The 23,825-nt window shown below is 62.4% G+C and carries 23 protein-coding genes; 17 read left to right on the top strand and 6 right to left on the bottom strand.

What is annotated here, in order from left to right; genetic code table 11:
- Nucleotides 1-90 precede the first annotated feature (90 nt).
- Nucleotides 91-942 (bottom strand): glycine betaine ABC transporter substrate-binding protein, encoded by an 852-nt coding sequence (locus tag HX851_RS34255; protein ID WP_177057652.1) that lies wholly within the window; start codon nucleotides 940-942, stop codon nucleotides 91-93.
- A 331-nt stretch (nucleotides 943-1,273) separates the two neighbouring features.
- Between HX851_RS34255 and HX851_RS34250 the strand changes: the two genes are divergently transcribed.
- The gene (locus HX851_RS34250; RefSeq protein WP_177064225.1) at nucleotides 1,274-2,854 is read left to right on the top strand and encodes a glycoside hydrolase family 17 protein; all 1,581 of its coding nucleotides are present in this window, start codon (nucleotides 1,274-1,276) and stop codon (nucleotides 2,852-2,854) included.
- A gap of 88 nt (nucleotides 2,855-2,942) precedes the next feature.
- Here the strand turns inward: HX851_RS34250 and HX851_RS34245 are convergent, their stop codons facing one another.
- On the bottom strand, nucleotides 2,943-3,302 hold the full coding sequence (locus HX851_RS34245; protein WP_177057654.1) for a hypothetical protein: 360 nt from the start codon (nucleotides 3,300-3,302) through the stop codon (nucleotides 2,943-2,945).
- Nucleotides 3,303-3,539: 237 nt separating this feature from the next.
- Between HX851_RS34245 and HX851_RS34240 the strand changes: the two genes are divergently transcribed.
- The 3 genes from HX851_RS34240 to HX851_RS34230 all read left to right on the top strand — a co-directional run bounded on the left by HX851_RS34240 (nucleotide 3,540) and on the right by HX851_RS34230 (nucleotide 6,657).
- Nucleotides 3,540-4,838 carry a serine/threonine protein kinase gene (locus tag HX851_RS34240; protein WP_177057655.1) on the top strand — a complete coding sequence of 433 codons (1,299 nt, stop codon included), beginning with the start codon at nucleotides 3,540-3,542 and terminating at the stop codon, nucleotides 4,836-4,838.
- The gene (locus tag HX851_RS34235) at nucleotides 4,831-5,619 is read left to right on the top strand and encodes an MlaA family lipoprotein (protein ID WP_177057656.1); all 789 of its coding nucleotides are present in this window, start codon (nucleotides 4,831-4,833) and stop codon (nucleotides 5,617-5,619) included. The genes HX851_RS34240 and HX851_RS34235 overlap by 8 nt, the downstream gene beginning before the upstream one ends.
- A 231-nt stretch (nucleotides 5,620-5,850) precedes the next feature.
- On the top strand, nucleotides 5,851-6,657 hold the full coding sequence (locus HX851_RS34230; protein ID WP_177064224.1) for a Cof-type HAD-IIB family hydrolase: 807 nt from the start codon (nucleotides 5,851-5,853) through the stop codon (nucleotides 6,655-6,657).
- A gap of 80 nt (nucleotides 6,658-6,737) precedes the next feature.
- Here the strand turns inward: HX851_RS34230 and HX851_RS34225 are convergent, their stop codons facing one another.
- Together HX851_RS34225 and HX851_RS34220 are read right to left on the bottom strand one after the other, a co-directional pair.
- Nucleotides 6,738-7,922 carry a patatin-like phospholipase family protein gene (locus tag HX851_RS34225; protein WP_177057658.1) on the bottom strand — a complete coding sequence of 395 codons (1,185 nt, stop codon included), beginning with the start codon at nucleotides 7,920-7,922 and terminating at the stop codon, nucleotides 6,738-6,740.
- A gap of 86 nt (nucleotides 7,923-8,008) precedes the next feature.
- Entirely contained in the window at nucleotides 8,009-8,944 is a 936-nt protein-coding gene (locus HX851_RS34220; RefSeq protein ID WP_177057659.1) for a lipid A biosynthesis lauroyl acyltransferase, read from the bottom strand.
- Nucleotides 8,945-9,064: 120 nt separating this feature from the next.
- On the opposite strand from HX851_RS34220, the gene minC reads away from it, so the two are divergent.
- From minC to HX851_RS34185, 7 genes are all read left to right on the top strand, one after another.
- On the top strand, nucleotides 9,065-9,802 hold the full coding sequence (gene minC / locus HX851_RS34215; RefSeq protein WP_042936251.1) for a septum site-determining protein MinC: 738 nt from the start codon (nucleotides 9,065-9,067) through the stop codon (nucleotides 9,800-9,802).
- A 203-nt stretch (nucleotides 9,803-10,005) separates the two neighbouring features.
- Nucleotides 10,006-10,818: a septum site-determining protein MinD gene (minD, locus tag HX851_RS34210; RefSeq protein WP_017127819.1), complete on the top strand. Its 813-nt coding sequence runs from the start codon at nucleotides 10,006-10,008 to the stop codon at nucleotides 10,816-10,818.
- Between the two features lie 3 nt (nucleotides 10,819-10,821).
- A complete protein-coding gene (gene minE / locus HX851_RS34205; protein WP_007898843.1) occupies nucleotides 10,822-11,076 on the top strand; it encodes a cell division topological specificity factor MinE in 255 nt (84 codons plus the stop codon).
- A gap of 187 nt (nucleotides 11,077-11,263) precedes the next feature.
- Nucleotides 11,264-11,899, top strand: coding sequence for an RluA family pseudouridine synthase (locus HX851_RS34200; RefSeq protein WP_177057660.1), 636 nt, complete (start codon nucleotides 11,264-11,266; stop codon nucleotides 11,897-11,899).
- A gap of 132 nt (nucleotides 11,900-12,031) precedes the next feature.
- A complete protein-coding gene (locus HX851_RS34195) occupies nucleotides 12,032-13,321 on the top strand; it encodes a M18 family aminopeptidase (RefSeq protein ID WP_177057661.1) in 1,290 nt (429 codons plus the stop codon).
- A 226-nt stretch (nucleotides 13,322-13,547) separates the two neighbouring features.
- Nucleotides 13,548-13,730 (top strand): hypothetical protein, encoded by a 183-nt coding sequence (locus HX851_RS34190; RefSeq protein WP_017127816.1) that lies wholly within the window; start codon nucleotides 13,548-13,550, stop codon nucleotides 13,728-13,730.
- A 63-nt stretch (nucleotides 13,731-13,793) separates the two neighbouring features.
- The gene (locus tag HX851_RS34185; protein WP_177057662.1) at nucleotides 13,794-15,965 is read left to right on the top strand and encodes a mechanosensitive ion channel domain-containing protein; all 2,172 of its coding nucleotides are present in this window, start codon (nucleotides 13,794-13,796) and stop codon (nucleotides 15,963-15,965) included.
- Between the two features lie 136 nt (nucleotides 15,966-16,101).
- Here the strand turns inward: HX851_RS34185 and HX851_RS34180 are convergent, their stop codons facing one another.
- A complete protein-coding gene (locus HX851_RS34180; RefSeq protein WP_177057663.1) occupies nucleotides 16,102-16,815 on the bottom strand; it encodes a UTRA domain-containing protein in 714 nt (237 codons plus the stop codon).
- 391 nt (nucleotides 16,816-17,206) lie between these two features.
- Between HX851_RS34180 and HX851_RS34175 the strand changes: the two genes are divergently transcribed.
- The 6 genes from HX851_RS34175 (at nucleotide 17,207) to HX851_RS34150 (ending at nucleotide 22,583) form a co-directional block, all read left to right on the top strand.
- A complete protein-coding gene (locus tag HX851_RS34175; protein ID WP_177057664.1) occupies nucleotides 17,207-18,274 on the top strand; it encodes an ABC transporter substrate-binding protein in 1,068 nt (355 codons plus the stop codon).
- Between the two features lie 169 nt (nucleotides 18,275-18,443).
- Complete coding sequence (locus tag HX851_RS34170) at nucleotides 18,444-19,250, top strand: alkaline phosphatase family protein (RefSeq protein WP_177064223.1); 807 nt, start codon at nucleotides 18,444-18,446, stop codon at nucleotides 19,248-19,250.
- On the top strand, nucleotides 19,247-20,092 hold the full coding sequence (locus HX851_RS34165; protein WP_100940893.1) for an ABC transporter permease: 846 nt from the start codon (nucleotides 19,247-19,249) through the stop codon (nucleotides 20,090-20,092). Before HX851_RS34170 ends, HX851_RS34165 begins: the two co-directional genes overlap by 4 nt.
- Nucleotides 20,079-20,894: an ABC transporter permease gene (locus tag HX851_RS34160; protein ID WP_177057667.1), complete on the top strand. Its 816-nt coding sequence runs from the start codon at nucleotides 20,079-20,081 to the stop codon at nucleotides 20,892-20,894. Before HX851_RS34165 ends, HX851_RS34160 begins: the two co-directional genes overlap by 14 nt.
- Nucleotides 20,891-21,880, top strand: coding sequence for an ABC transporter ATP-binding protein (locus tag HX851_RS34155; protein ID WP_177057668.1), 990 nt, complete (start codon nucleotides 20,891-20,893; stop codon nucleotides 21,878-21,880). The genes HX851_RS34160 and HX851_RS34155 overlap by 4 nt, the downstream gene beginning before the upstream one ends.
- A gap of 49 nt (nucleotides 21,881-21,929) precedes the next feature.
- The gene (locus HX851_RS34150; RefSeq protein WP_177064222.1) at nucleotides 21,930-22,583 is read left to right on the top strand and encodes an HAD family hydrolase; all 654 of its coding nucleotides are present in this window, start codon (nucleotides 21,930-21,932) and stop codon (nucleotides 22,581-22,583) included.
- A gap of 204 nt (nucleotides 22,584-22,787) precedes the next feature.
- Here the strand turns inward: HX851_RS34150 and HX851_RS34145 are convergent, their stop codons facing one another.
- Nucleotides 22,788-23,750: an NAD(P)H-quinone oxidoreductase gene (locus tag HX851_RS34145; RefSeq protein WP_177064221.1), complete on the bottom strand. Its 963-nt coding sequence runs from the start codon at nucleotides 23,748-23,750 to the stop codon at nucleotides 22,788-22,790.
- Nucleotides 23,751-23,825: the final 75 nt, after the last annotated feature.

The following is a 23,825-nucleotide window of genomic DNA, read 5'->3' as shown; positions in this document are numbered from 1 at the left end:
GAGGCAAATCTTCAACAAACGGAAACACGAAGGCCGCCGGGCAGGACTGCCGGGCGGCCTTCGATACAGCGCTCTAGAGCCTTCGGGGTATTATTTGGTCCACTCGGCGACACGATCCGGGTGCTTGGCAACCCAGTCCTTGGCCGCCGCTTCAGGCTTGGCACCGTCCTGGATCGCCAGCATGACTTCGCCGATTTCGTCTTTCGAAGCCCATTGGAATTTCTTCAGGAAAGCAGCCACTTCCGGCGCTTTCTTGTCCAGGCCCTTGCTGCCGATGCTGTTCACGGTTTCAGCCGCGCCATACACGCCCTTCGGATCGTCGAGGAAACGCAGTTTCCACTTGGCGAACATCCAGTGCGGTACCCAGCCGGTCACGGCGATGGATTCGTTCTTCTCTTCGGCACGGGTCAGCTCGGCAATCATTGCCGCACCCGAGCTGGCTTGCAGCTTGTAGGCGTCGAGACCGTAGTCCTTGATGGCCTGGTCGGTCTTGAGCATCACGCCCGAGCCGGCATCGATACCGACGATCTTGTTCTTGAAGGTCGCATCGTCCTTGAGGTCGGCGATGGATTTGGCCTTGACGTACTCCGGCACGATCAGCCCGATCTTGGCGTCCTTGAAGTTGGGGCCGTAGTCGACCACCTTGTCCTTGTTCTTGGCCCAGTACTCGCCATGGGTTACCGGCAACCAGGCCGACAGCATCGCATCGAGCTTGCCGGTGGCAACGCCCTGCCACATGATCCCGGTGGCCACGGCCTGCAACTTCACGTCGTAACCCAACTTCTGCTTGATCACTTCAGCAGCCACGTTGGTGGTGGCAACGCTATCGGACCAGCCATCGACGTAACCAATGGTCACGGTCTTGGCATCGGCACTGGCCAGGTTGGAACTGACCGCAAGTACCAGAGCAGCACCTGCGCCTAAGAGTCGTCGCATCTTCATCGTTACTTCCCCGAAAGTGCTGCGCCCGACGGCTGTCGAGCGGCATCAACGTATAGTTATGGTGCACGGCGCCCCCTTCACGCCTCACGGCCAAACCCGTTCGATCATCAGCGGAGTACTGACGCCCTGATCATCAACCCGACCCGCCAATCGACCTGCTCTGGCAGCGACCTCAAGACAGCGAGAAACGACATCAGAACGCCAGCAATCAGGGCTTCGGAAAAGTCCCACATTTATTGCGCCCGAACTTTGCATGACAAAATACTGCACAGGCCCAAGGCCTGGGCAATTCCGGGTAATATGCGCGGCTTTGTTCCCAGACGGCCTGACCATGCCCGCCACCGCCCGCTTCCCGTTCCTGCCCTATCTGTTCGCCTGTCTGCTGGGTATTTTCGCCCTTTGTGGTTTCTGGTACGGCCTCGGCCAGCCGGTGATCCTGCCGGATGCCGCGACACCGACGCACAAGCTGCAATGCGCGTCCTACACACCGTTCGACAAGGACCAATCCCCCTTCGACCAGCCGTTCAAGCCGCGTCCGGAGCGCATGGATGCAGACCTGGCCCTGCTGGCCACCCGCTTCGAGTGCATTCGCACCTATTCCATGACCGGCCTTGAAGCCCTGCCCGAGCTGGCACGCAAGCATGGCCTGAAGCTGATGATCGGCGCCTGGGTCAACAGCAACCCGGTGGACACGGAAAAGGAAGTCGATGCCCTGATCGCCTCGGCCAATGCCAACACCGATGTGGTCACGGCGGTGATCGTCGGCAACGAAACCCTGCTGCGCAAGGAAGTGACGGCGTCGCAGCTGGTCAGGCTGATCCACAAGGTCAAGGAGCATGTGCAACAGCCGGTGACCTACGCCGATGTCTGGGAGTTCTGGCTCAGCCACCCGGAAGTCGCGCCGGCAGTGGATTTCCTGACCATTCACCTGCTGCCCTACTGGGAAGACGATCCGGCGGGGATCGACGCGGCCATCGATCATGTCGCCCAGATCCGCCAGACCTTCGGCAACCGCTTCGCTCCCAAGGACATACTGATCGGCGAAACCGGCTGGCCGAGCGAAGGCCGCCAGCGCGAAACCGCGCTGCCGAGCCGGGCCAACGAAGCACGCTTCATTCGCGGTTTTGTCACCCTGGCTGAACAGAACGGCTGGCACTACAACCTGATCGAAGCCTTCGACCAACCCTGGAAGCGCGGCAGCGAAGGGGCAGTCGGCGGCTACTGGGGCCTGTTCGATGCCGACCGCCAGGACAAGGGCATACTCGCAGGGCCCGTGTCGAACCTGCCGTACTGGCCACGGTGGCTGGCCTTTGGCGCACTGGTGTTCCTCGGTACCCTGCTGATCGGCGGGCGCGTACGCAGCACCCGGGCTGCCCTGGCCCTGCCGCTGCTCGGAGCACTGGCCGCCTGCTCCATCGGTGCCTGGGGCGAACTGGCGCGGGTCACCAGCCGCTTTGCCAGCGAATGGGTCTGGGCAGCCTTGCTGCTGGGCCTGAACCTGCTGGTGCTGAGCCATGCCGCCCTGGGCCTGGGCAGCCGGGAGGGATGGCGTGCAGGCGCCTTCGAATGGCTGGAACAACGGACCGGCTGGCTGCTGGCAAGTGCCGGGTTCGCTGGCGCGGTGATGATGCTGGAGCTGGTGCTGGACCCGCGCTATCGCAGCTTCCCGAGTGCGGCGCTGCTGTTGCCGGCGCTGGTCTTCCTGGTTCGCCCGGTCCGCTCACCCCGCGGGGAAACGGCCCTGCTGGCCTTTATCATCGGCGCCGGGATCGCCCCGCAGCTGTACCGCGAAGGCCTGGAAAACCCGCAGGCCTGGGGCTGGGCGGCGGTCAGCGTATTGATGGTCGCCGCTCTATGGCGCAGCCTGCGCATCCGCAAGCAAGAGGCTTCACGCCAAGACATCGCCCTGTAGGAGCCGGCTTGCCGGCGATAGCGGTGTGTCAGGCGACAGAGGTGTTGACTGCAAGATCGCAATCGCCGGCAAGCCGGCTCCTACAAGGTCAGGCAGACCTGACCAAGCGCAATCCGCCAATCACTACCGCAAACACTGCCAGGCTGGTGTTGTACAAGGCCAGCGCCGGAAAACCGATCAACAGCGCCAGCACCGCCAGCCCCCAACCGGCACGCCCCGGCACCAGGAACGCCAGCACCGCCGCGCCCAGGGCAGTCCAGCCCAAGACCTTGAAATGAATCAGCCAGCCCAGGTTCGAGCGCGCCTGGCATTCCCAGCGCAGCGCCTCATCGACACAGATACCGACCCACTGCCCGTCCTCCATCAACCCATAGCGCACGCCATAACTGGCGGCCAGCCACAGGGGCAGGACGATAAACAGCAGGATCAGCGGCAGACGGCGGGACATGAACAACTCCGATAGGCGAAAACGGCGCCCAGCATAATCGCCAAGGCGGCGCATGCAAGCGTTAACAACGCCTGGCTGGTCAGCAAAATGAGGCAAAGTGTATCGTCTGTGAGCTATGGTCTGAGTGAATACGCTCCGATTGCATTATTTATGCATCGGGACATGGCACTTCGGCAGTAGCCCAGTGGTCATAGCCTGCGACCCCCATTCAGCATTCTCCTTTAAAGGGATGTAGTCATGCTCCGTTCTCTGCGCCTCGCTGCTTTCATCGGCGGCCTCATTCTGAGTGCGTCCGCGCTGGCGGTCGATGTCGACGCCGCCAGCTATGGCTACCCGCTGACCAACCCGTTCGAAGCGACCCTCGCCACGACCCCGCCGGAACTGCGCCCGCAATTGCCCAGCGATGACGACATCGACCAGTCCGACTACAAGCTGAAATTGCGACCGGAACGCGAGTTCACCCTCCCGGACAACTTCTGGGCGGTCAAGAAACTCACCTATCGCATCGCCCGGCAGGACCACGCCGCACCGCTGATCTTCCTGATCGCCGGCACCGGCGCCCGCTATGACAGCAGCATCAACGAGTACCTGAAAAAGCTCTACTACAAGGCCGGCTATCACGTCGTCCAACTGTCATCCCCCACCAGCTTCGACTTCATGAGCGCCGCTTCGCGCTTCGCCACGCCCGGGGTGAGCAAGGAGGACGCCGAAGACATGTACCGGGTGATGCAGGCGGTGCGGGCGCAGAACCCGAAACTGCCGGTGACCGACTACTACCTCAGCGGCTACAGCCTCGGCGCCCTGGATGCGGCCTTTGTCAGCAAGCTGGATGAGACCCGCCGCAGCTTCAACTTCAAGAAAGTCCTGCTGCTCAATCCACCGGTCAATCTCTACACCTCGATCACCAACCTCGACAAGATGGTCCAGACCGAGGTCAAGGGCATCAACAACACCACGACCTTCTATGAGCTGGTCCTGGCCAAGCTGACCCGCTACTTCCAGCAGAAGGGCTATATCGACCTCAACGACGCCCTGCTCTACGACTTCCAGCAATCCAAGCAGCACCTGACCAACGAACAGATGGCGATGCTGATCGGCACCTCCTTCCGTTTCTCGGCCGCCGACATCGCCTTTACCTCGGACCTGATCAACCGCCGCGGCCTGATCACCCCACCGAAATACCCGATCACCGAAGGCACCAGCCTGACGCCGATGCTCAAGCGTGCCCTGCAATGCGACTTCGACTGCTACCTGACCGAACAGGTGATCCCGATGTGGCGTGCCCGTACCGACGGCGGCAGCCTGCTGCAACTGGTGGACCAGGTCAGCCTCTATGCCCTCAAGGACTACCTGCACGACAGCCCGAAAATCGCCGTGATGCACAACGCCGACGATGTCATCCTCGGCCCCGGCGACCTGGGTTTCCTGCGCAGCACTTTTGGCGACCGCCTGACCGTCTACCCTCACGGCGGCCACTGCGGCAACCTCAATTACCGCGTCAACGCAGACGCCATGCTGGAGTTTTTCCGTGGCTAAACATCTGATGCTTATCGCTGCCCTGCTCTGCGCAGGCTACGCCCAGGCGGACAACAGCAAGGCCCACGACGTGGTCGCCCCCGATCCGGACGGTTTCACCGAGCCGATGAAGAAACTCAAGTTCAACCCGGGCCTGGACCAACGCGAATTCGAGCGCTCGACGCTCAATGCGCTGAACGTCTACGACCCGCTGGAATCCTGGAACCGCCGTGTCTACCACTTCAACTACCGCTTCGACGAGTGGGTGTTCCTGCCGGTGGTCGACGGCTACCGCTATGTCACGCCGACCTTCCTGCGCGAAGGGGTGAGCAACTTCTTCAGCAACCTGGGGGATGTTTCCAACCTGCTCAACAGCCTGTTCCAGCTCAAGGGCAAGCGCTCGCTGGAAACCACCGGGCGCCTGCTGCTCAACACCACCATCGGCGTCGCCGGACTGTGGGACCCGGCGACGAAAATGGGCCTGCCGCGCCAGACCGAGGACTTCGGCCAGACCCTGGGCTTCTATGGTGTGCCGGGCGGTGCCTATCTGGTACTGCCATTCTTCGGTCCGTCGAACCTGCGCGACACCGGCGGCCTGGTCTTCGATTTCACCGCCGAATCGCAGATCAACTTTCTCAACGTCTCCGAAGTCAGCGAAAACCATCCGGAAATCTATGTCCTGCGAGCCATCGACAAGCGCTATACCACCAGCTTCCGCTACGGCCAGCTGAACTCGCCGTTCGAATACGAGAAAGTGCGCTACGTGTACACCGAGGCGCGCAAGCTGCAGATCGCCGAGTAGCTCCCGGTGATCGTTCCCACGCTCTGCGTGGGAATGCCGCCCGTGGCGCTCTGCGTCACTTGTACAGCGGACGCGGAGCGTCCATAGAGGCGTTCCCACGCTGGAGCGTGGGAGCGATCAATCCAGCTCAGCCCCATCCGGGGCTGGCTGCTGTCAACCGAACAACACAATTGATCTCTACAGTCCTGCCGGGCAGACTCCTGCACATTCCAAACGGTTAAGGACAACACCATGTACAGCCTCATCGCCTCCGACCTGGACGGAACCCTGCTGCTTCCGGACGACCGTATCGGCGAGTTCTCCCGCTCGGTCCTGAACCGCCTCGTCGAATCCGGCAGGCACGTGGTGATCGCCACCGGCCGCAGCCAACCCGATGTCGAGTCGATCCTGCGCGACTATGCGCTGCCGGTGCACCTGATCACCTCCAACGGCGCCCGTATCACCAGCGCCTGCAAGTCCCTGACCGCCAGCGAGCACCTGCCGCAAAGCGTGGTCCGGACCCTGCTCGACGCGACCAAAGCCGACCGGGACCTGGTGATCAATGCCTACTGCGACTCGCGCTGGATCACCAACGCCGACAGCCAGTTGCTGGAGGACTTCAACCATAACGACGATTTCCAACCCACCGTCCTGGATGTCGAAGCGTTTCCGGTCGAGGCGATCGAGAAAGTGTTCTTTATCCACAGGGACAAGGACCATGAGGCGCTGGTGCTGCTCGACGGACAACTCAAGGCCCTGGTCGGCAGCGCCGTGCACAGTACCTTTTCGGCACCCTGGTGCCTGGAAATGATGGCCAGCAGCGTGTCCAAGGGCAATGCCCTGAAAAAACTCGCCGCCTTCCTCGATGTACCCATGAGCCAATGCATCGCCTTCGGCGACGGCATGAACGATGTGGAGATGCTCACGGTGGCCGGCAAGGGCCTGATCATGGGCACCGCCCACCACAAGGTAATGCAGGCGCTACCGGAGCACGAAACCATCGGTGCCTGCACCGAAGAATCGGTCGCACGCTACCTGTCGGCGCACCTGCTGAATTAAATGCAGGAGCCGACTTGCCGGCGATAGCGTGCTCAAGAGCGCTGCAAGGCTTACCGGCCTCATCGCCGGCAAGCCGGGTCCTACAGTGCGGAAGCGGTCTGCAACACCACCGAAGCCTGGGGCAAACCGAGAAATCGACACAGCTCATCACGCTTGGCCATCGCATCGCGGCGGCCGAGTTCGATCAATTCGCTGCAATAACCGGCCTCGAACAACAGGTAGCTGAGCACCCCGGCACCGCTGGTCTTGGTGGCACCCGGTCCGCGCAGGAACAGACGTAACGCCGGCGGCAACTCATGGCGGTGGCGCGCGGCGATCTCATCGATCGGCTGGCTCGGCGCGATCACCAGCACGTCCACCGGTGCCAGGCCCAGGCTGCGCGGTTGCGGCGGCAGCAACTGACTGAACTGGTTCAGTCGCTGCAACAACTCGATGTCGCTTTCCAGGCTGTCAATAAAGGTGCTGTTGAGCATATGCCCGCCGATCTGCGCCAGGCTCGGCTGCTGCCCGCTGTAGGTGCGTTCAGTGGTGGCCTGGGTATCGACCCCTCGCGGATTGCCGCTGACCCCGACCACCAGCACCCGACTGGCCCCCAGGTGCAACGCCGGACTGATGGGTGCCGACTGCCGTACCGCACCGTCGCCGAAATACTCCTGGCCGAGCTTGACCGGTGCGAACAGCAGCGGAATGGCCGAGCTGGCCAGCAGGTGATCGACGGTCAATTGGGTCGGCAGGCCGATGCGTCGGTGGCGCAACCAGGAGTCGATGGTGCCCTTGCCCTGGTAAAAGGTCACCGCCTGGCCCGACTCATAACCAAAGGCGGTCACCGCGACGGCACGTAATTGCTGGTGCTCGATGGCCTGCTCGATCCCCGGCAGATGGATCTTGTCGTTGAGCAGATCCCGCAGTGGCGAGCTGTTGAGCAGCGCCACCGGCACCTGGGAACCGAGGCCGAGCAGGCTGTGGCCGACAAAGCGGGTCGCCTGGTGTATCACGCCTGGCCAGTCGCTGCGCAACACCCGATGGCTGCGAAAACTCTGCCAGAAGGCGGTCAGGCGCTCGATCGCGGCGGTGAAGTTCATCGCCCCGCTGGCGAGGCTGACCGCATTGATCGCCCCCGCCGAAGTGCCGACGATCACCGGGAACGGATTGGCCGCTCCGGCCGGCAACAGCTCGGCAATCGCTGCCAGCACCCCCACCTGATACGCGGCTCGTGCGCCCCCACCCGAGAGAATCAGGCCGGTAACCGGTTCAGCTGGACTCATCGTGACACTCCGTCAATCAGGTAGCTCGTCATCAAGAGCTACCTGATACACCAGGGCCTTCCCTTGCAGCAAGAGCCGACGACGGCTTATCGGCGTTTTTTATCGTAGAGCCGGGACTCTCCCGGTGGCCGACTCTTGAAGCGGCGATGGGTCCACAGGTACTGCTCGGGACACTCGCGCAACGAGACTTCGACCCAACGGTTGATTCGCAGGCAATCGGCCTCCTCGGACTCGGCGGGGAAATCCGTCAGCGGCGGATGAATCACCAGCCGGTAGCCGCTGCCATCGGCCAGGCGCTCCTGGGTGAACGGCACCACCAGCGCCTTGCCCAGGCGGGCAAACTTGCTGGTCGCGGTGACGGTCGCCGCCTGGATCCCGAACAAAGGCACGAAGATGCTTTGCTTGATGCCGTAGTCCTGGTCGGGCGCGTACCAGATCGCCCGGCCGGAGCGCAGCAACTTGAGCATGCCGCGCACGTCGTCACGCTCGACGGCCAGGGAATCGAGGTTGTGCCGCTCGCGCCCGCGTCGCTGGATAAAATCGAACAGCGCGTTCTTGTGTTCGCGATACATGCCGTCGATGGTGTGTTGCTGGCCGAGCAGGGCCGCACCGATCTCCAGGGTGGTGAAATGCAGGGCCATGAGGATCACGCCCTTGCCCTCGAACTGGGCCTGTTTCAGATAATCGAGCCCTTCGATATGGGCCAGGCGCGCCAGGCGCGGCTTGGCCCACCACCAGCTCATGGCCATTTCGAAGAAGGCGATGCCGGTGGAGGCGAAATTTTCCTTGAGCAGACGGGCACGCTCGGCGGCGGACTTTTCAGGGAAACACAGTTCGAGGTTGCGCGCGGCGATCCGCCGGCGTTCACCGGCCACGCGATACATCAACGCGCCCAGTACACGACCGATCCACAGCAGGGCGCCATAAGGCAGCTGGACAATCAACCACAACAGCCCCAGCCCCGACCAGAGCAACCAGTAGCGCGGGTGAAAAAAAGCAGCTCGAAAACGCGGGCGATCCATTAATGATTCCGGACAGACACAGGGCCGCGCATTCTACAACGGTTCGACCCGGCTTGCGGGGCGCGGGCGTTCTCGTTATAAGTCTCGGCACTTTTAGTGACAAGCCGCGTTATGCCGACCATGAGCCAAACCGAACCGCTAGACCAGGATCCCGTGTTCCAGCTGAAGGGCAGCATGCTCGCCATCACGGTGCTGGAACTGTCGCAGAACAACCTCGATGTCCTCGATCGCCAACTGGCCGCCAAGGTTGCCCAGGCCCCCAACTTCTTCAGCAACACCCCGCTGGTACTGGCGCTGGACAAGCTGCCGGCCGACCAGGGCGCCATCGACCTGCCCGGCCTGATGCGCGTCTGCCGGCAACATGGCCTGCGGACCCTGGCGATCCGCGCCAACCGCATCGAAGACATTGCCGCCGCCATCGCCATCGACCTGCCCGTACTGCCGCCGTCCGGTGCCCGTGAACGTCCGGTCGATCCGACGGAAGGCGAAGTGAAGAAAAAACCGGAAAAACCGCCGGAGCCGACCATAAAGCCGACGAAGATCATCACCACCCCGGTGCGCGGCGGCCAACAGGTCTATGCCCAGGGCGGCGACCTGGTGGTGGTGTCCTCCGTCAGCCCCGGCGCGGAACTTCTGGCCGATGGCAACATCCATGTTTACGGGCCGATGCGTGGTCGCGCCCTGGCCGGCGTCAAGGGTGACACCAAGGCGCGGATTTTCTGCCAGCAATTGAGCGCCGAATTGATCTCGATTGCCGGCCAGTACAAGGTTTCCGAGGATTTGCGCCGCGATCCGCTATGGGGTTCGGGCGTTCAGATCAGCTTGTCCGGCGACGTGTTGAACATCATCCGTCTTTAACGGATACTTGCCGCCATTTCCAAAACGTCGCCTTCTCGTAGCGAAAACGGCTTCAACGACGTAAGAAAACACGAAATGTAAACATTTACCCTGGGTACTTTGAACATTTCGTCGCATCCCGGTTGAAGCTGCACGACTACAGTTGTTTTTCAGTGACGTTCTTCAGGGACTGGAAAGTCCTTTTTCCTTAGGGGTGAAACACCTTGGCCAAGATTCTCGTGGTTACATCCGGCAAGGGTGGTGTGGGTAAGACCACCACCAGCGCCGCCATCGGCACCGGCCTCGCGCTGCGCGGCCACAAGACAGTGATCGTCGACTTCGACGTCGGCCTGCGTAACCTCGACCTCATCATGGGCTGCGAGCGCCGCGTGGTGTATGACTTCGTCAACGTCGTCAACGGCGAAGCCAACCTGCAGCAAGCCCTGATCAAGGACAAGCGCCTGGAGAACCTGTACGTGCTGGCGGCCAGCCAGACCCGCGACAAGGACGCGCTGACCAAGGAAGGCGTGGAAAAAGTCCTGATGGAACTCAAGGAAACCTTCGAGTTCGTGGTCTGCGACTCCCCGGCCGGCATCGAGACCGGTGCCCACCTGGCGATGTACTTCGCCGACGAAGCGATTGTCGTGACCAACCCTGAAGTCTCTTCGGTACGTGACTCCGACCGCATGCTCGGCCTGCTGGCCAGCAAGTCGCGGCGTGCCGAGAAAGGCGAAGAGCCGATCAAGGAACACTTGCTGCTGACCCGTTACAACCCGGAGCGCGTGAGCAAGGGCGAAATGCTCGGCGTCGAAGACGTCAAGGAAATCCTGGCAGTGACGCTGCTGGGCGTGATCCCGGAATCCCAGGCGGTGCTCAAGGCCTCCAACCAGGGCGTACCGGTGATCCTCGACGACCAGAGCGATGCTGGACAGGCCTACAGCGACGCGGTTGACCGTCTGCTGGGCAAGACCGTCGAGCATCGTTTCCTCGATGCACAGAAGAAGGGATTCTTCGAGCGCCTGTTTGGAGGCAACTAAGCAATGAACCTTTTTGACTTCTTTCGTGCCAGCAAAAAAGTAAGCACCGCGTCGGTCGCGAAAGAGCGTCTGCAGATCATCGTGGCGCACGAACGCGGCCAACGCAGTACCCCGGACTACTTGCCCGCCCTGCAAAAGGAGTTGGTTGAGGTGATCCGCAAGTACGTCAATATCGGGTCCGATGACGTGCACGTCGCCCTGGAAAACCAGGGCAGCTGCTCGATCCTGGAACTCAATATCACCCTGCCTGATCGTTGATCGATCCGGTCGGAGCCACGGCGGCCCGGTGATCTTCACGCTTACTGTCGTGGGAGCCGGCTTGCTGGCGATAGAATCAACTCGGTTTATCAGGTAAACCGCGTCGATGCGATCGCCAGCAAGCCGGCTCCTACGGTCGGGTGAATATCATCGGGCCGCCGTTGGCGTTTGTTACGAGACTGTTTTAATGCCGCTGTCCAATATCCGTATCATCCACCAGGACGCCGCCGTACTGGTGGTGGACAAACCGACCCTGTTGCTCTCCGTCCCGGGCCGGGCCGATGACAACAAGGACTGCCTGATCACCCGCCTGCAGGAAAACGGCTATCCCGAAGCCCGTATCGTGCATCGGCTGGACTGGGAAACCTCGGGCATCATCCTGCTGGCTCGCGATGCCGATAGCCATCGCGAACTGTCGCGGCAGTTCCACGACCGCGAAACTGAAAAAGCCTACACCGCGCTCTGCTGGGGTCAGCCGCAACCGGACAGCGGCAGCATCGACCTGCCCTTGCGCTACGACCCGCCGACCAAGCCCCGCCACGTGGTCGACCACGAGTTCGGCAAGCACGCGCTGACCTTCTGGAAAGTGCTGGAACGCTGTGGTGACTGGTGCCGCGTCGAGTTGACCCCGATTACCGGACGCTCGCACCAGTTGCGGGTGCATATGCTCTCCATCGGCCATCCGTTGCTCGGTGATGGCCTGTACGCCCATCCGCAGGCGCTGGCGGCCTGGCCACGGCTGTGCCTGCACGCGAGCATGCTGAGCTTCACCCACCCGCAGAGTGGCGAACGCCTGCGCTTCGAGTGCCCGGCGCCGTTCTGACGGCACGCCCCCCTCTGTAGCTTGCCGGCGATGAGGCCCTTGAAGCTTGTAGAACCCGCACGGACGCCATCGCCGGCAAGCCGGCGCCTACAAGATACGGTAAACTCCCGACATTGCTGTCTGGAGCTACTTATGCGCGAAGCGTTGAACCAAGGCCTGATCGACTTCCTCAAGGCCTCCCCCACCCCCTTTCATGCCACCGCCAGCCTGGTCCAGCGCCTGGAAGCGGCCGGTTACCAGCGTCTCGACGAACGCGAGACCTGGAGCACCGAAGCCAACGGTCGCTACTATGTCACCCGGAACGATTCTTCCATCGTCGCCATCAAGCTCGGTCGCGCCTCGCCACTGCTGGACGGCATCCGCATGGTCGGCGCCCACACCGACAGCCCGTGCCTGCGCGTCAAGCCGCAGCCCGAGTTGCAGCGCCAGGGCTTCTGGCAGCTGGGTGTCGAAGTCTACGGCGGCGCCCTGCTCGCCCCCTGGTTCGACCGCGACCTGTCCCTGGCCGGCCGTGTCACCTTCCGCCGCGACGGCAAGGTCGAAAGCCAGTTGATCGATTTCAAGGCCCCCATCGCGACCATTCCCAACCTGGCGATTCACCTCAACCGTGAAGCCAACCAGGGCTGGGCGATCAATGCCCAGAACGAGCTGCCGCCGATCCTCGCGCAATTCGCCGGCGATGAGCGGGTGGATTTCCGCGCCGTGCTCACCGAGCAACTGGCCCGCGAACACGGCCTCAACGCCGATGTGGTGCTCGACTACGAGCTGAGTTTCTACGACACCCAGGGCGCCGCCGTGATCGGCCTGAACGGCGACTTTATCGCCGGCGCCCGCCTGGACAACCTGCTGTCCTGCTACGCCGGCCTGCAAGCACTGCTTAGCGCCGACACCGAAGAAACCTGCGTGCTGGTCTGCAACGACCATGAAGAAGTCGGTTCCTGCTCGGCCTGCGGCGCCGACGGCCCGATGCTCGAACAGACCCTGCGCCGCCTGCTGCCGGAAGGCGACGAGTTCGTGCGGACGATCCAGAAGTCGCTGCTGGTCTCGGCCGACAATGCCCATGGCGTACACCCGAACTACGCCGACAAGCACGACGCGAACCATGGCCCGAAGCTCAATGCCGGCCCGGTGATCAAGGTCAACAGCAACCAGCGCTACGCCACCAACAGCGAAACCGCCGGTTTCTTCCGCCACCTGTGCATGGCCGAGGAAGTCCCGGTGCAAAGCTTCGTGGTCCGCAGCGACATGGGCTGCGGCTCGACCATCGGCCCGATCACCGCCAGCCACCTGGGCGTGCGCACCGTGGATATCGGCCTGCCGACCTTCGCCATGCACTCGATCCGTGAACTGGCGGGCAGCCATGACCTGGCGCACCTGGTCAAAGTGCTCGGCGCCTTCTTCGCCAGCCGCGAACTGCCATAAGGCCCTCAACACCGAACCTGTGGGAGCGGGCTTGCCCGCGAAGCTTTTGGCGGCCTCAAGGCCCTCTTCGCGGGCAAGCCCGCTCCCACAGAAGCTCGCCAACACAAAGTCGATCATTCTCACTGAACGCGGGAAGGATCAGCCTGTGTATTCACCGATACACATCAATACACATCCCGCCAAAGCGACCTAGACTCAAGGTATCCCCCTCGACAAGGCCGTCGCGATGATCAGCCCACTTGCGTTCCACTCGATGCTTATCCCGATCCTGGCAGGCATGCTGATGCTCGCCGTCGGCTTCAACTTCCGTGAGCGCAATGCCGGTCCCGTGCTGATCTGGCTCGGTATGCTGTGCATCCTCGGCACCGTGGTCTACAAGATCCTCGCCAAACTGGCTGAAGCTGAATAAATGCGCGACGCCTGAGGCTGGCGTACACTCGCTCGATCCGTATCCTGTATGGTTGACTGCCTAGTGTTCGCCCGCCTTCTCGCCCTGCCCGCCTGTCTGTTCATCTGCCTGCTGACGCTGATGCCGTTGGCCCCCGCCCAGGCGGTCGGCCTGCCAAGCCTGTTGGGCAGCGCCGAAAAAAACCAGGCGCAACCGACCGAGCCCCTGGCCCAGTCGCTGGACGAAGTGATCAAGAACCTGGAGAACGACCAGCAGCGCAGCAAGCTGCTGAGCGACCTGAAAAAACTCCGGGACAGCACCAGGAAGGCCCAGCCGGTCACCGAGGAAGGCGTCCTCGGCCTGATCGGCAGCACCTTGTCCAACCTTGAAAAACAGTTCACCGGCACTGACAGTCCGCTCAATCGCTGGTCGCAGGAGTTCGATCAGGCCCAGGAAGAAATGCTCGCGCTGATGCTTCCGGCCAGCGAGTGGCTACCGATCATTTTCGCCTTCGCGCTGATCCTGCTGCTCTGGAGTTTCCTCGCCTGGACCATGATCTGGCTCAGCCACCGGGTCCGCCTGCGCTTCGGCCTGACCGAGGAACTGCCCCAGCATCCGCGCACGGTCGACCTGCTGCGCTTTGCCCTGCGCAAGCTCGGCCCCTGGATGATCGCGCTGCTGATTACCGTGTACATGGGCTATGCCCTGCCATCGTCGCTGGGCAAGGACCTGGCGATGGTGCTCGCCTATGCGCTGGTGGTCGGCACCTGTTTCTCGGCGATCTGCGTGATCGCCTTCTCCGTGCTCGACGGACCGCACCGCCACCAGGCGCTGCACATCCTGCGGCGCCGGGCCTTTCGGCCACTTTGGCTGATCGGCAGTTTTGCCGCGTTCGGCGAAGCCCTGGGCGACCCGCGCCTGGTGGCCAGCCTCGGCAGCCACCTGGCCCATACCGCCGCGACTTTCGCCAACGTCATGGCGGCACTGTCCACCGGACTGTTCATCCTGCGTTTCCGCCGCCCCATCGCCCACCTGATCCGCAACCAGCCGCTGTCCCGACGCCTGACCCGGCGCGCCCTCAGCGATACCATCGAAATCCTCGGTACCTTCTGGTTCGTCCCGGCCCTGATCCTGGTGGCGATCTCGCTGTTCGCCACCTTTGTCTCCGCCGGCGATACCAGCACCGCCCTGCGCCAGTCGCTGATCTGCACCGTGCTGGTGGTGCTGTGCATGGTGATCAACGGCCTGGTCCGGCGCCATGCCCTCAAGCCGCAACGCGGGCACAAGCGCCACGCGCTGTATTCCGAGCGGTTGAAGAGTTTCTGCTACACCCTGGCGCATCTGTTCGTCTGGCTGGTCTTCATCGAACTGGGCCTGCGGGTCTGGGGCATGTCGCTGATCCGCTTTACCGAAGGCGAAGGCCACGAAGTCAGCGTCCGCCTGTTCAGCCTCGGTGGCACGCTGATTTTCGCCTGGCTGGTGTGGATCCTCAGCGACACCGCCGTGCATCATGCCCTGACCCGCTCGCGCAAGGGCCTGGCCAATGCGCGGGCGCAGACCATGATGCCGCTGATCCGCAACGTTCTGTTCGTGGCGATCTTCATCATCGCGCTGATCGTCGCCCTGGCGAACATGGGCATGAACGTCACGCCACTGCTGGCCGGTGCCGGCGTGATCGGCCTGGCGATCGGTTTTGGTGCGCAGTCACTGGTGGCGGACCTGATCACCGGGCTGTTCATCATCATCGAGGACTCCCTGGCCATCGACGACTATGTGGATGTCGGCGGCCACCTCGGCACCGTCGAGGGCCTGACCATCCGTACCGTGCGGCTGCGGGACATCGACGGCATCGTGCATACCATTCCGTTCAGCGAGATCAAGAGCATCAAGAACTACTCGCGGGAGTTCGGCTACGCGATCTTCCGGGTGGCGATCCCCTACAACATGCCCATCGACGACGCGATCAAGCTGATGCGCGATGTCGGCCAGAAGATGCGCACCGATCCGTTGCAGCGGCGCAATATCTGGTCGCCGCTGGAGATCCAGGGTGTCGAGAGCTTCGAGTCCGGCAGCGCGATCCTGCGGGCCCGGTTCAAGACCGCGCCGATCAAGCAGTGGGAAGTGTCACGGGCGTTCAACCTGTCGTTGAAACGCACCATGGACGAGGCCGGAATGGACCTGGCGACCCCGCGCCTGAGCGTGCAGGTGGTCACCGCCGGCGGCGGCCCGGAAAGCGAGGCGCCGGCGAAATCCTGAACCTCACCGGACTGTAGGAGCCGGCTTGCTGGCGATGGCGATTTTCCAGGCGACAGAGAGGTCGGTCATCAGATCGCATCGCCGGCAAGCCGGCTCCTACAAGGTCGTTGCCCTCTCCCAATGCCGGCCGTGGCCACTACACCACATCCACCCCGACATGAATCGCATCATGTCGCCAGAACTCCAGGTCGCAGTCGATCAGCCGTTCATGCTGGTCGTAGTTGACCCGGGCAATCCGCAGGCCCGGGCTGCCCACCGATACCCGCAACGCCGCGGCCGCCTCGACCTGCAATGAGGTCGGCACGATTTCGAAGCGCACCCGCCCGTAATGCAGGTCGTAGTGGCGCGCATACAGCTCGGTGATCGACTGGTTCAGATCGAACTCCAGGATGCCCGGAAAGTACTGCGGATTGAGGTAGTGCTCGACATACAGCACCAACCGCTCATCGATCCGTCGCGCCCGGCAGATCTGGATCACGCTGGACAACGCCGGCAACTGCAACCAGTCACACACCGCCGCCGAAGCCGGTTGCAGGCGCGCGGAGATCACCTGGGTGGAAGGTACCCGCCCCTGGGCACTGACCATCGCGTGAAAGTGGCTACGCTGCATAAGGTTGTAGGCCAATCGCGGCGGCGAAATAAACCAGCCCCGGCGTTCCTCGCGATAGATCAGCCCCTGGGCCTCCAGTTGCAGCAAGGCCTCGCGCACGGTGATCCGGGTGGTGCTGAACAACTCGCTGAGCTTGCGCTCGGCCGGAAGCTTGCTTCCCGGTGGCAACAGCCCGTGTTCGATCTGCTCATGGAGCGCCTGACCGATGGCTGTCACCGCTTTTGGTGCCTCTTCGCGCATCAACGTTACCTATCTGGACTAGTCCAGCACTGTTTGAGGGCAGAACCGCGCAGCATCGCGGTCTCCGGTTGTAGCGCTCAGCCTAGGCAATGCATATGACTGATATGTGACAAAGCGACGAAACGGTGCACATGCACGGCCGTTCCATAAGACTTATTCATTTAAATATCAGTAAGTTACAAATGGTCTACGCTTAATTCCGCGGTCATGAGCACTACCGGGAAAAAACCTTGCAGGACTGATGCCGACATCAAAGTGTCATCCTGCTGGCTTAAATTGGCTCAGGTATTGCTGACCTAGACCAAACGATCCACTGCACCACGTTATAAAAACCGTCATAGAAACTGTTGATAAAAAATCTCAGCGTTGAAAACGCCCAAAGGAGCTTCGGATGAAACAGCTTTTCCTGGCATCACTGTTAGGCTCGACCATTGCCCTGTGCACCTCCGCCATGGCCGCTGGCACCGATTTGAAAGACCTGGAAGCCGCCGCCAAGAAAGAAGGCGCCGTCAACAGCGTCGGTATGCCCGATGACTGGGCAAACTGGGCGGGCACCTGGAAAGACCTGAGCGACAAGTACGGCCTCAAGCACATCGACACCGACATGAGCTCGGCTCAGGAAATCGCCAAGTTCGATGCGGAGAAAGACAACGCCAGCGCCGACATCGGCGACGTCGGTGCCGCCTTCGGCCCGATCGCGGTGAAAAAGGGCGTGGCCCAGCCGTACAAGCCGAGCACCTGGGCCCAGGTCCCGGATTGGGCCAAGGACAAGGACGGTAACTGGGCGCTGGCCTACACCGGCACCATCGCCTTTATCGTCAACAAGAAGTTGCTGCACGGTTCCGAAGCACCGAAAAGCTGGGCTGACCTCAAGACCGGCAAGTACAAGGTCTCCATCGGTGACGTGAGCACCGCCGCCCAGGCCGCCAACGGCGTTCTGGCCGCTGCCCTGGCCAACGGTGGCGACGAGAAGAACATCCAGCCTGCGCTGCTGATGTTTGCCGAAATCGCCAAGCAGGGTCGCCTGTCGCTCGCCAACCCGACCATCGCCACCATGGAAAAAGGCGAAGTCGAAGTCGGCGTGGTCTGGGACTTCAACGGCCTGAGCTACAAGGCCAAGATGGCCAACCCGGATGACTACGTGGTGCTGATCCCGTCGGACGGCTCGGTGATTTCCGGCTACACCACCATCATCAACAAATACGCCAAGCACCCGAACGCCGCCAAGCTGACCCGCGAGTACATCTTCAGCGATGCCGGCCAGACCAACCTGGCGCGTGGCAACGCACGTCCGATCCGTGCCGAGCACCTGACCCTGCCGGACGACGTGAAAGCCAAGCTGCTGCCTAACGAGCAGTACAAGAAAGTCACGCCGATCAAGGACGCCGATGCTTGGGAGAAGACTTCCAAGGCGCTGCCGCAGAAGTGGCAGGAAGAAGTCATCATCAACATGCAATAACCCGACAGGCGTTGACCCGGGATTCACCCCGGGTCAACGCGGTCACTTGCAGGAGCTGGCTTGCCAGCGATGAGGCCCGAAAGAACGCTACAAGACTCAAGGGCCTCATCGCCGGCAAGCCGGCTCCCACATTGGATTCTGTTCGTTTCTGAAAATGGAGACCCGGCTTATGCAGCACAACGTTATCCTGGTCGTGCTCGATGGCCTGAACTACGAGGTCGCCCGGCACGCCATGGGCCATCTCCAGGCTTACGCAGGCGCAGGACGCGCGGCGCTGTACAAACTGGAATGCGAGTTGCCCTCGCTCTCAAGACCGCTCTACGAATGCATTCTTACCGGTGTGGCTCCGATCCGGAGCGGCATCGTGCACAACCACGTCTCGCGCCTGTCCAACCAGCGCAGCGTGTTCCATTACGCCCGCGACGCCGGCCTGAGCACCGCCGCAGCGGCCTATCACTGGGTCAGCGAACTGTACAATCGCTCGCCCTTCGTCGCAGCGCGTGACCGTCATACCCGCAATGAAAGCCTGCCGATCCAGCACGGGCATTTCTACTGGGTCGATCACTACCCCGACTCCCATCTGTTCGCCGATGCCGAAAGCCTGCGCCTGCAACACGCGCCGAACTTCCTGCTGGTGCATCCGATGAATATCGACGATGCCGGTCACAAGCACGGCCTCGATACCGCGCAATACCGCAACAGCGCGCGTTCGGCCGACATCATCCTGGCCGACTACCTGCAAGGCTGGCTCGACGCCGGTTACCAGGTACTGGTGACCGCCGACCACGGCATGAACAACGACCGTTCCCACAACGGCCTGCTGGCCGAGGAACGGGAAGTGCCGCTGTTCGTCCTCGGCGACGCCTTCAGTTTCGATCCCGACGCCACGCCCCTGCAGACCCAGATATGCGGCACGATCTGCGAACTGCTGGGCGTTCCCCATGACAAACCTGTATGCCGGGAGCTGTTGAAGTGAATTCACTCACCCGTGGCAAATGGCTCGCCGTGCTCTGCCTGGTGCCTTTTGCCCTGTTCTTTATCGTGTTCGAGATCGCGCCGCTGGTGTGGGTGCTGATCAACAGCCTGCAATCGGAAGACGACGGCTGGGGGCTGGCCAACTTCAGCAAGATCTTCAGTTCGAAGTTCTACCTGCAAGCGATCCAGTACAGCCTGGAAATCAGCTTCTGGTCGAGTGTGTTCGGCATGCTGATCGCGGTGCTCGGCGCCTACTCGCTACGCCGGGTCGACTCGCGCCTGCGGGATTTCGTCAACGCCTTCGCCAACATGACCAGCAACTTCGCCGGTGTGCCCCTGGCCTTCGCGTTCATCATCCTGCTGGGCTTCAACGGCACCATCACCATCATGCTGAAGCAGGCGGGAATCATCCAGGATTTCAACCTGTACTCGAAGACCGGCCTGATCATTCTCTACACCTACTTCCAGATTCCCCTGGGCGTGCTGCTGCTCTACCCGGCCTTCGACGCCCTGCGCGAAGACTGGCGCGAGTCCGCCGCGCTGCTCGGTGCCGACGGCTGGCAATTCTGGCGGCATATCGGCCTGCCGGTGCTGACCCCGGCGCTGCTGGGGACTTTCGTGATTCTGCTGGCCAATGCCCTCGGCGCCTACGCCACGGTGTACGCCCTGACCACCGGCAACTTCAACGTGTTGCCGATCCGTATCGCCGCCATGGTTTCCGGCGACATCAGCCTTGATCCGAACATGGCCAGTGCGCTGGCGGTGGTGCTGGTGGGCCTGATGACCTTCGTGACCGTGATCCATCAGTGGCTGTTGAAGAGGAGCTACCATGTCGCGCGCTGAACCCGGCTCCGCCGCCCTGTACCACCGCGTGGTGGTCTACCTGCTGTTCGTGATCCTGCTGCTGCCCCTGGCCGGTACCCTGGTCTATTCGATTGCCAGCAGTTGGTCGGCAACCATCCTGCCCAGCGGCTTCACCTTCAAGTGGTACCTGCAACTGTGGAGCGACCCGCGCTTCCTCAATGCCTTCGGCCAGTCGCTGATCGTCTGCGTCGGCTCGCTGGTGCTGTCGGTGGTGCTGATCCTGCCGCTGCTGTTCGTGGTGCACTACCACTTCCCCAGGCTCGATGCGCTGATGAACATCCTGATCCTGCTGCCCTTCGCGGTGCCACCGGTGGTGTCGTCGGTGGGGCTGTTGCAACTGTACGGCTCCGGGCCGTTCGCCATGGTCGGCACGCCGTGGATCCTGATCGGCTGCTACTTCACCGTGGCGTTGCCGTTCATGTACCGGGCCATCACCAACAACCTGCAGGCGATCAACCTGCGCGACCTGATGGACGCCGCCCACCTGCTCGGCGCCAGCACCTGGCAGGCGGCGTTCCTGGTGGTGCTGCCGAATCTGCGCAAGGGCCTGATGGTCGCGTTGCTGCTGTCGTTCTCCTTCCTGTTCGGCGAGTTCGTGTTCGCCAACATCCTGGTGGGCACCCGCTATGAAACCCTGCAGGTGTACCTGAACAACATGCGCAACAGCAGCGGTCACTTCACCAGTGCGCTGGTGATCTCCTATTTCCTTTTCGTGTTGGTACTGACCTGGGTCGCCAACCGTTTGAGCTCTTCACCAAAAGAGAAGGACAAAAGCCAATGAGCTTCATCAGTGTCCAGAACCTGAAGAAAACCTACGCCGGCACCACGGTGTTCAGCGATATCAATTGCGAAATCGCCAAGGGCGAGTTCGTCACCCTGCTCGGCCCGTCCGGTTGCGGCAAGTCCACGCTGCTGCGCTGCATCGCCGGCCTGACCCCGGTGGACGGCGGCAAGATCCTCCTCGACGGCCAGGACATCGTGCCGCTGAGCCCGCAGAAACGCGCGATCGGCATGGTGTTCCAGAGCTATGCGCTGTTCCCCAACATGACCGTGGAACAGAACGTCGCCTTCGGCCTGAAAATGCAGAAGGTCAACGCCGACGACAGCCACAAGCGCGTCATGGAAGCCCTCAAGCTGGTGGAACTGCACGACTTCGCCGCGCGCTACCCGCACCAGCTGTCCGGTGGGCAGTGCCAGCGCGTGGCCCTGGCCCGCTCGCTGGTGACCCGGCCGCGCCTGTTGCTGCTCGACGAACCGCTGTCGGCCCTCGATGCGCGGATTCGCAAGCACCTGCGCGAGCAGATCCGGGCGATCCAGCGCGAGTTGGGCCTGACCACCATATTCGTCACCCATGACCAGGAAGAAGCCCTGACCATGAGCGACCGGATCTTCCTGATGAACCAGGGCAAGATCGTCCAGAGCGGTGACGCCGAATCGCTCTACACCGCACCGGTGGACGTGTTTGCCGCCGGCTTTATCGGCAACTACAACCTGCTCGATGCCGATGCCGCCAGCCGCCTGCTGCAGCGTCCGATCAACGGTCGTATCGCCATCCGCCCGGAAGCCATCGAACTGAGTACCGACGGCGAGCTGGATGCGCTGATCCGCGGCCACAGCCTGCTGGGCAACGTCATCCGCTACCGGGTCGAGGCGCGGGGCGTGGAACTGGTGGTGGATGTGCTCAACCGCTCGGCCGCCGACCTGCACCCCGATGGTCGGCGCCTGGCATTGTCCATCGATCCGACGGCCCTCTGTGAGGTAGCCTGATGTTTTTGACGCGTTTGAAGAGTGTTCCTTTGACGAGAGTATCCCGCTGATGGCCCTGGCAATTTTTGATCTGGATGAGACCCTGATCCACGGTGACTGCGCGACGCTCTGGAGCGAGCAGATGGGCCGCCTGGGCTGGGTCGACCCGGAGTCGTTCATGCGCCGCAACAACGAACTGATGGCCGCCTACAGCAAGGGCGAACTGGCCATGGAGGACTTCATGCTGTTCAGCCTGGAGCCCATGGCCGGACGCACCCCGGAAGAAGTCGAGCACCTGGTCGAACCCTGGGTCGAAGACATCATCGAGCCGCTGATCTACAGCGATGCCTGCAAGGCGATTGCCGCCCATCGGGCGGCGGGTGACCGGATCCTGGTGATTTCCGCCTCCGGGACCCACCTGGTGAAACCGATTGCCGGACGCCTGGGCATAGACGAAGTGCTGGGCATCGAGCTGGAGGTCATGCACGGTGTCTACAGTGGCCATACCATCGGCACCCTGACCTACCGCGAAGGCAAGATCACCCGTCTGCTGGAGTGGCTGGACGCCGAAGAGGAAAACCTCGAGGGCGCGAGTTTCTATTCCGACTCACGCAACGATCTGCCGTTGCTGCTGAAGGTCGACCATCCCCATGCGGTCAATCCGGATCCGGTTCTGCGCGAGCAGGCGGAAAAGGCCGGCTGGCCGATTCATCACTGGGACTGACCGCTCTCCTGCAGGAGCCGGCTTGCCGGCGATGCAGAACTTGTGGGAGGGGGCTCGCCCCCGAAGCTTTCAGCGTCCTCACGGGCGTCATCGCCAGCACGCCGGCTCCTACGGTACGGTTTTTCTGATCGTCATGATCGTTCCCACGCTCCGCGTGGGAACGATCATGACGGGTCCTTCAGCGCCTTTCAGTTCACCTGTCCATCACACCAGCGTTTCGTCGACCACCAGCACCAGCTTTCCCGCCACCTGGTTGCCGGCCAGCTCGGTGAACGCCACCTCGGCATCGCGGATCGGGAACACCTTGGCCAACTGCGGGCTCAGGCGCTTCTCGGCGAACAGCGGCCAGACGTGCTGATGCAGGTCACCGAGCAGATCCGCCTTGAATTGCCCGTCGCGACTGCGCAAGGTCGAACCCAGCAACTGGATGCGCTTGGCGAGGATCTTCGCCAGGTCCAGCCGGGTTTCGCGCCCGCCCATCAGGCCGATCAGCAGCCACCGCCCGTCGGCTGACAAAAGTTTCACATTAAGCTCGGCGTAGTTCGCCCCCACCGGATCGAGGATCACATCAAAGGGAGCGAAGTCGCTCAACCCCTCGATATCGTCGCCGCGTATCACCCCACCCTGGGCGCCCAGCGCCTCGCAATAGGCCAGTCGTTCCGCCGAACCGACGCTTACCCAGCAAGGGTTGCCGAACGCCTTGCACAGCTGGATGGCGGCCGAACCGACGCCACTGGCACCGGCATGCAACAGCACTTTTTCACCCGGCTTGAGCCCGGCCAGTTGGAACAGATTCAACCATGCCGTGGCGTAGACCTCAGGCAACGCGGCCGCCTCGACCAGACTCAGGCCCTCCGGCACCGGCAGCACATGACGCCCATCGACCACCACTTCCTCGGCCATGCCGCCACCGGCCAGCAGCGCGCACACACGGTCGCCGACCTGCCAGGCAGACCCCGGCCCCACTTCGCTGATCACCCCGGAGCACTCCAGGCCCAGCACCTCGCTGGCCCCTGGTGGTGGCGGATAGAGACCAGCCTTTTGCAACAGATCGGCGCGATTGAGCCCCGCCGCCGCGACTCGAATCCGCACCTGTCCGACATCACACGCCGGACTTGGCGCCTCAACCCACTCCACTTGACCTTCAACGCCTTGCAATGCTTTCACAGTGCCTCCATAGTGAGTCTGGACTGAGCCCGGAGCTGTAGCACCGGGCTTTTTGCATTATGCGACCGGTCCGAG

Source organism: Pseudomonas gingeri (assembly GCF_013385635.1).
GTDB classification, from domain to species: Bacteria; Pseudomonadota; Gammaproteobacteria; order Pseudomonadales; family Pseudomonadaceae; genus Aquipseudomonas; species Aquipseudomonas gingeri_A.
Note: the sequence above shows the minus strand (reverse complement) of the source record. Positions and strands in the feature narration are given on the sequence as shown.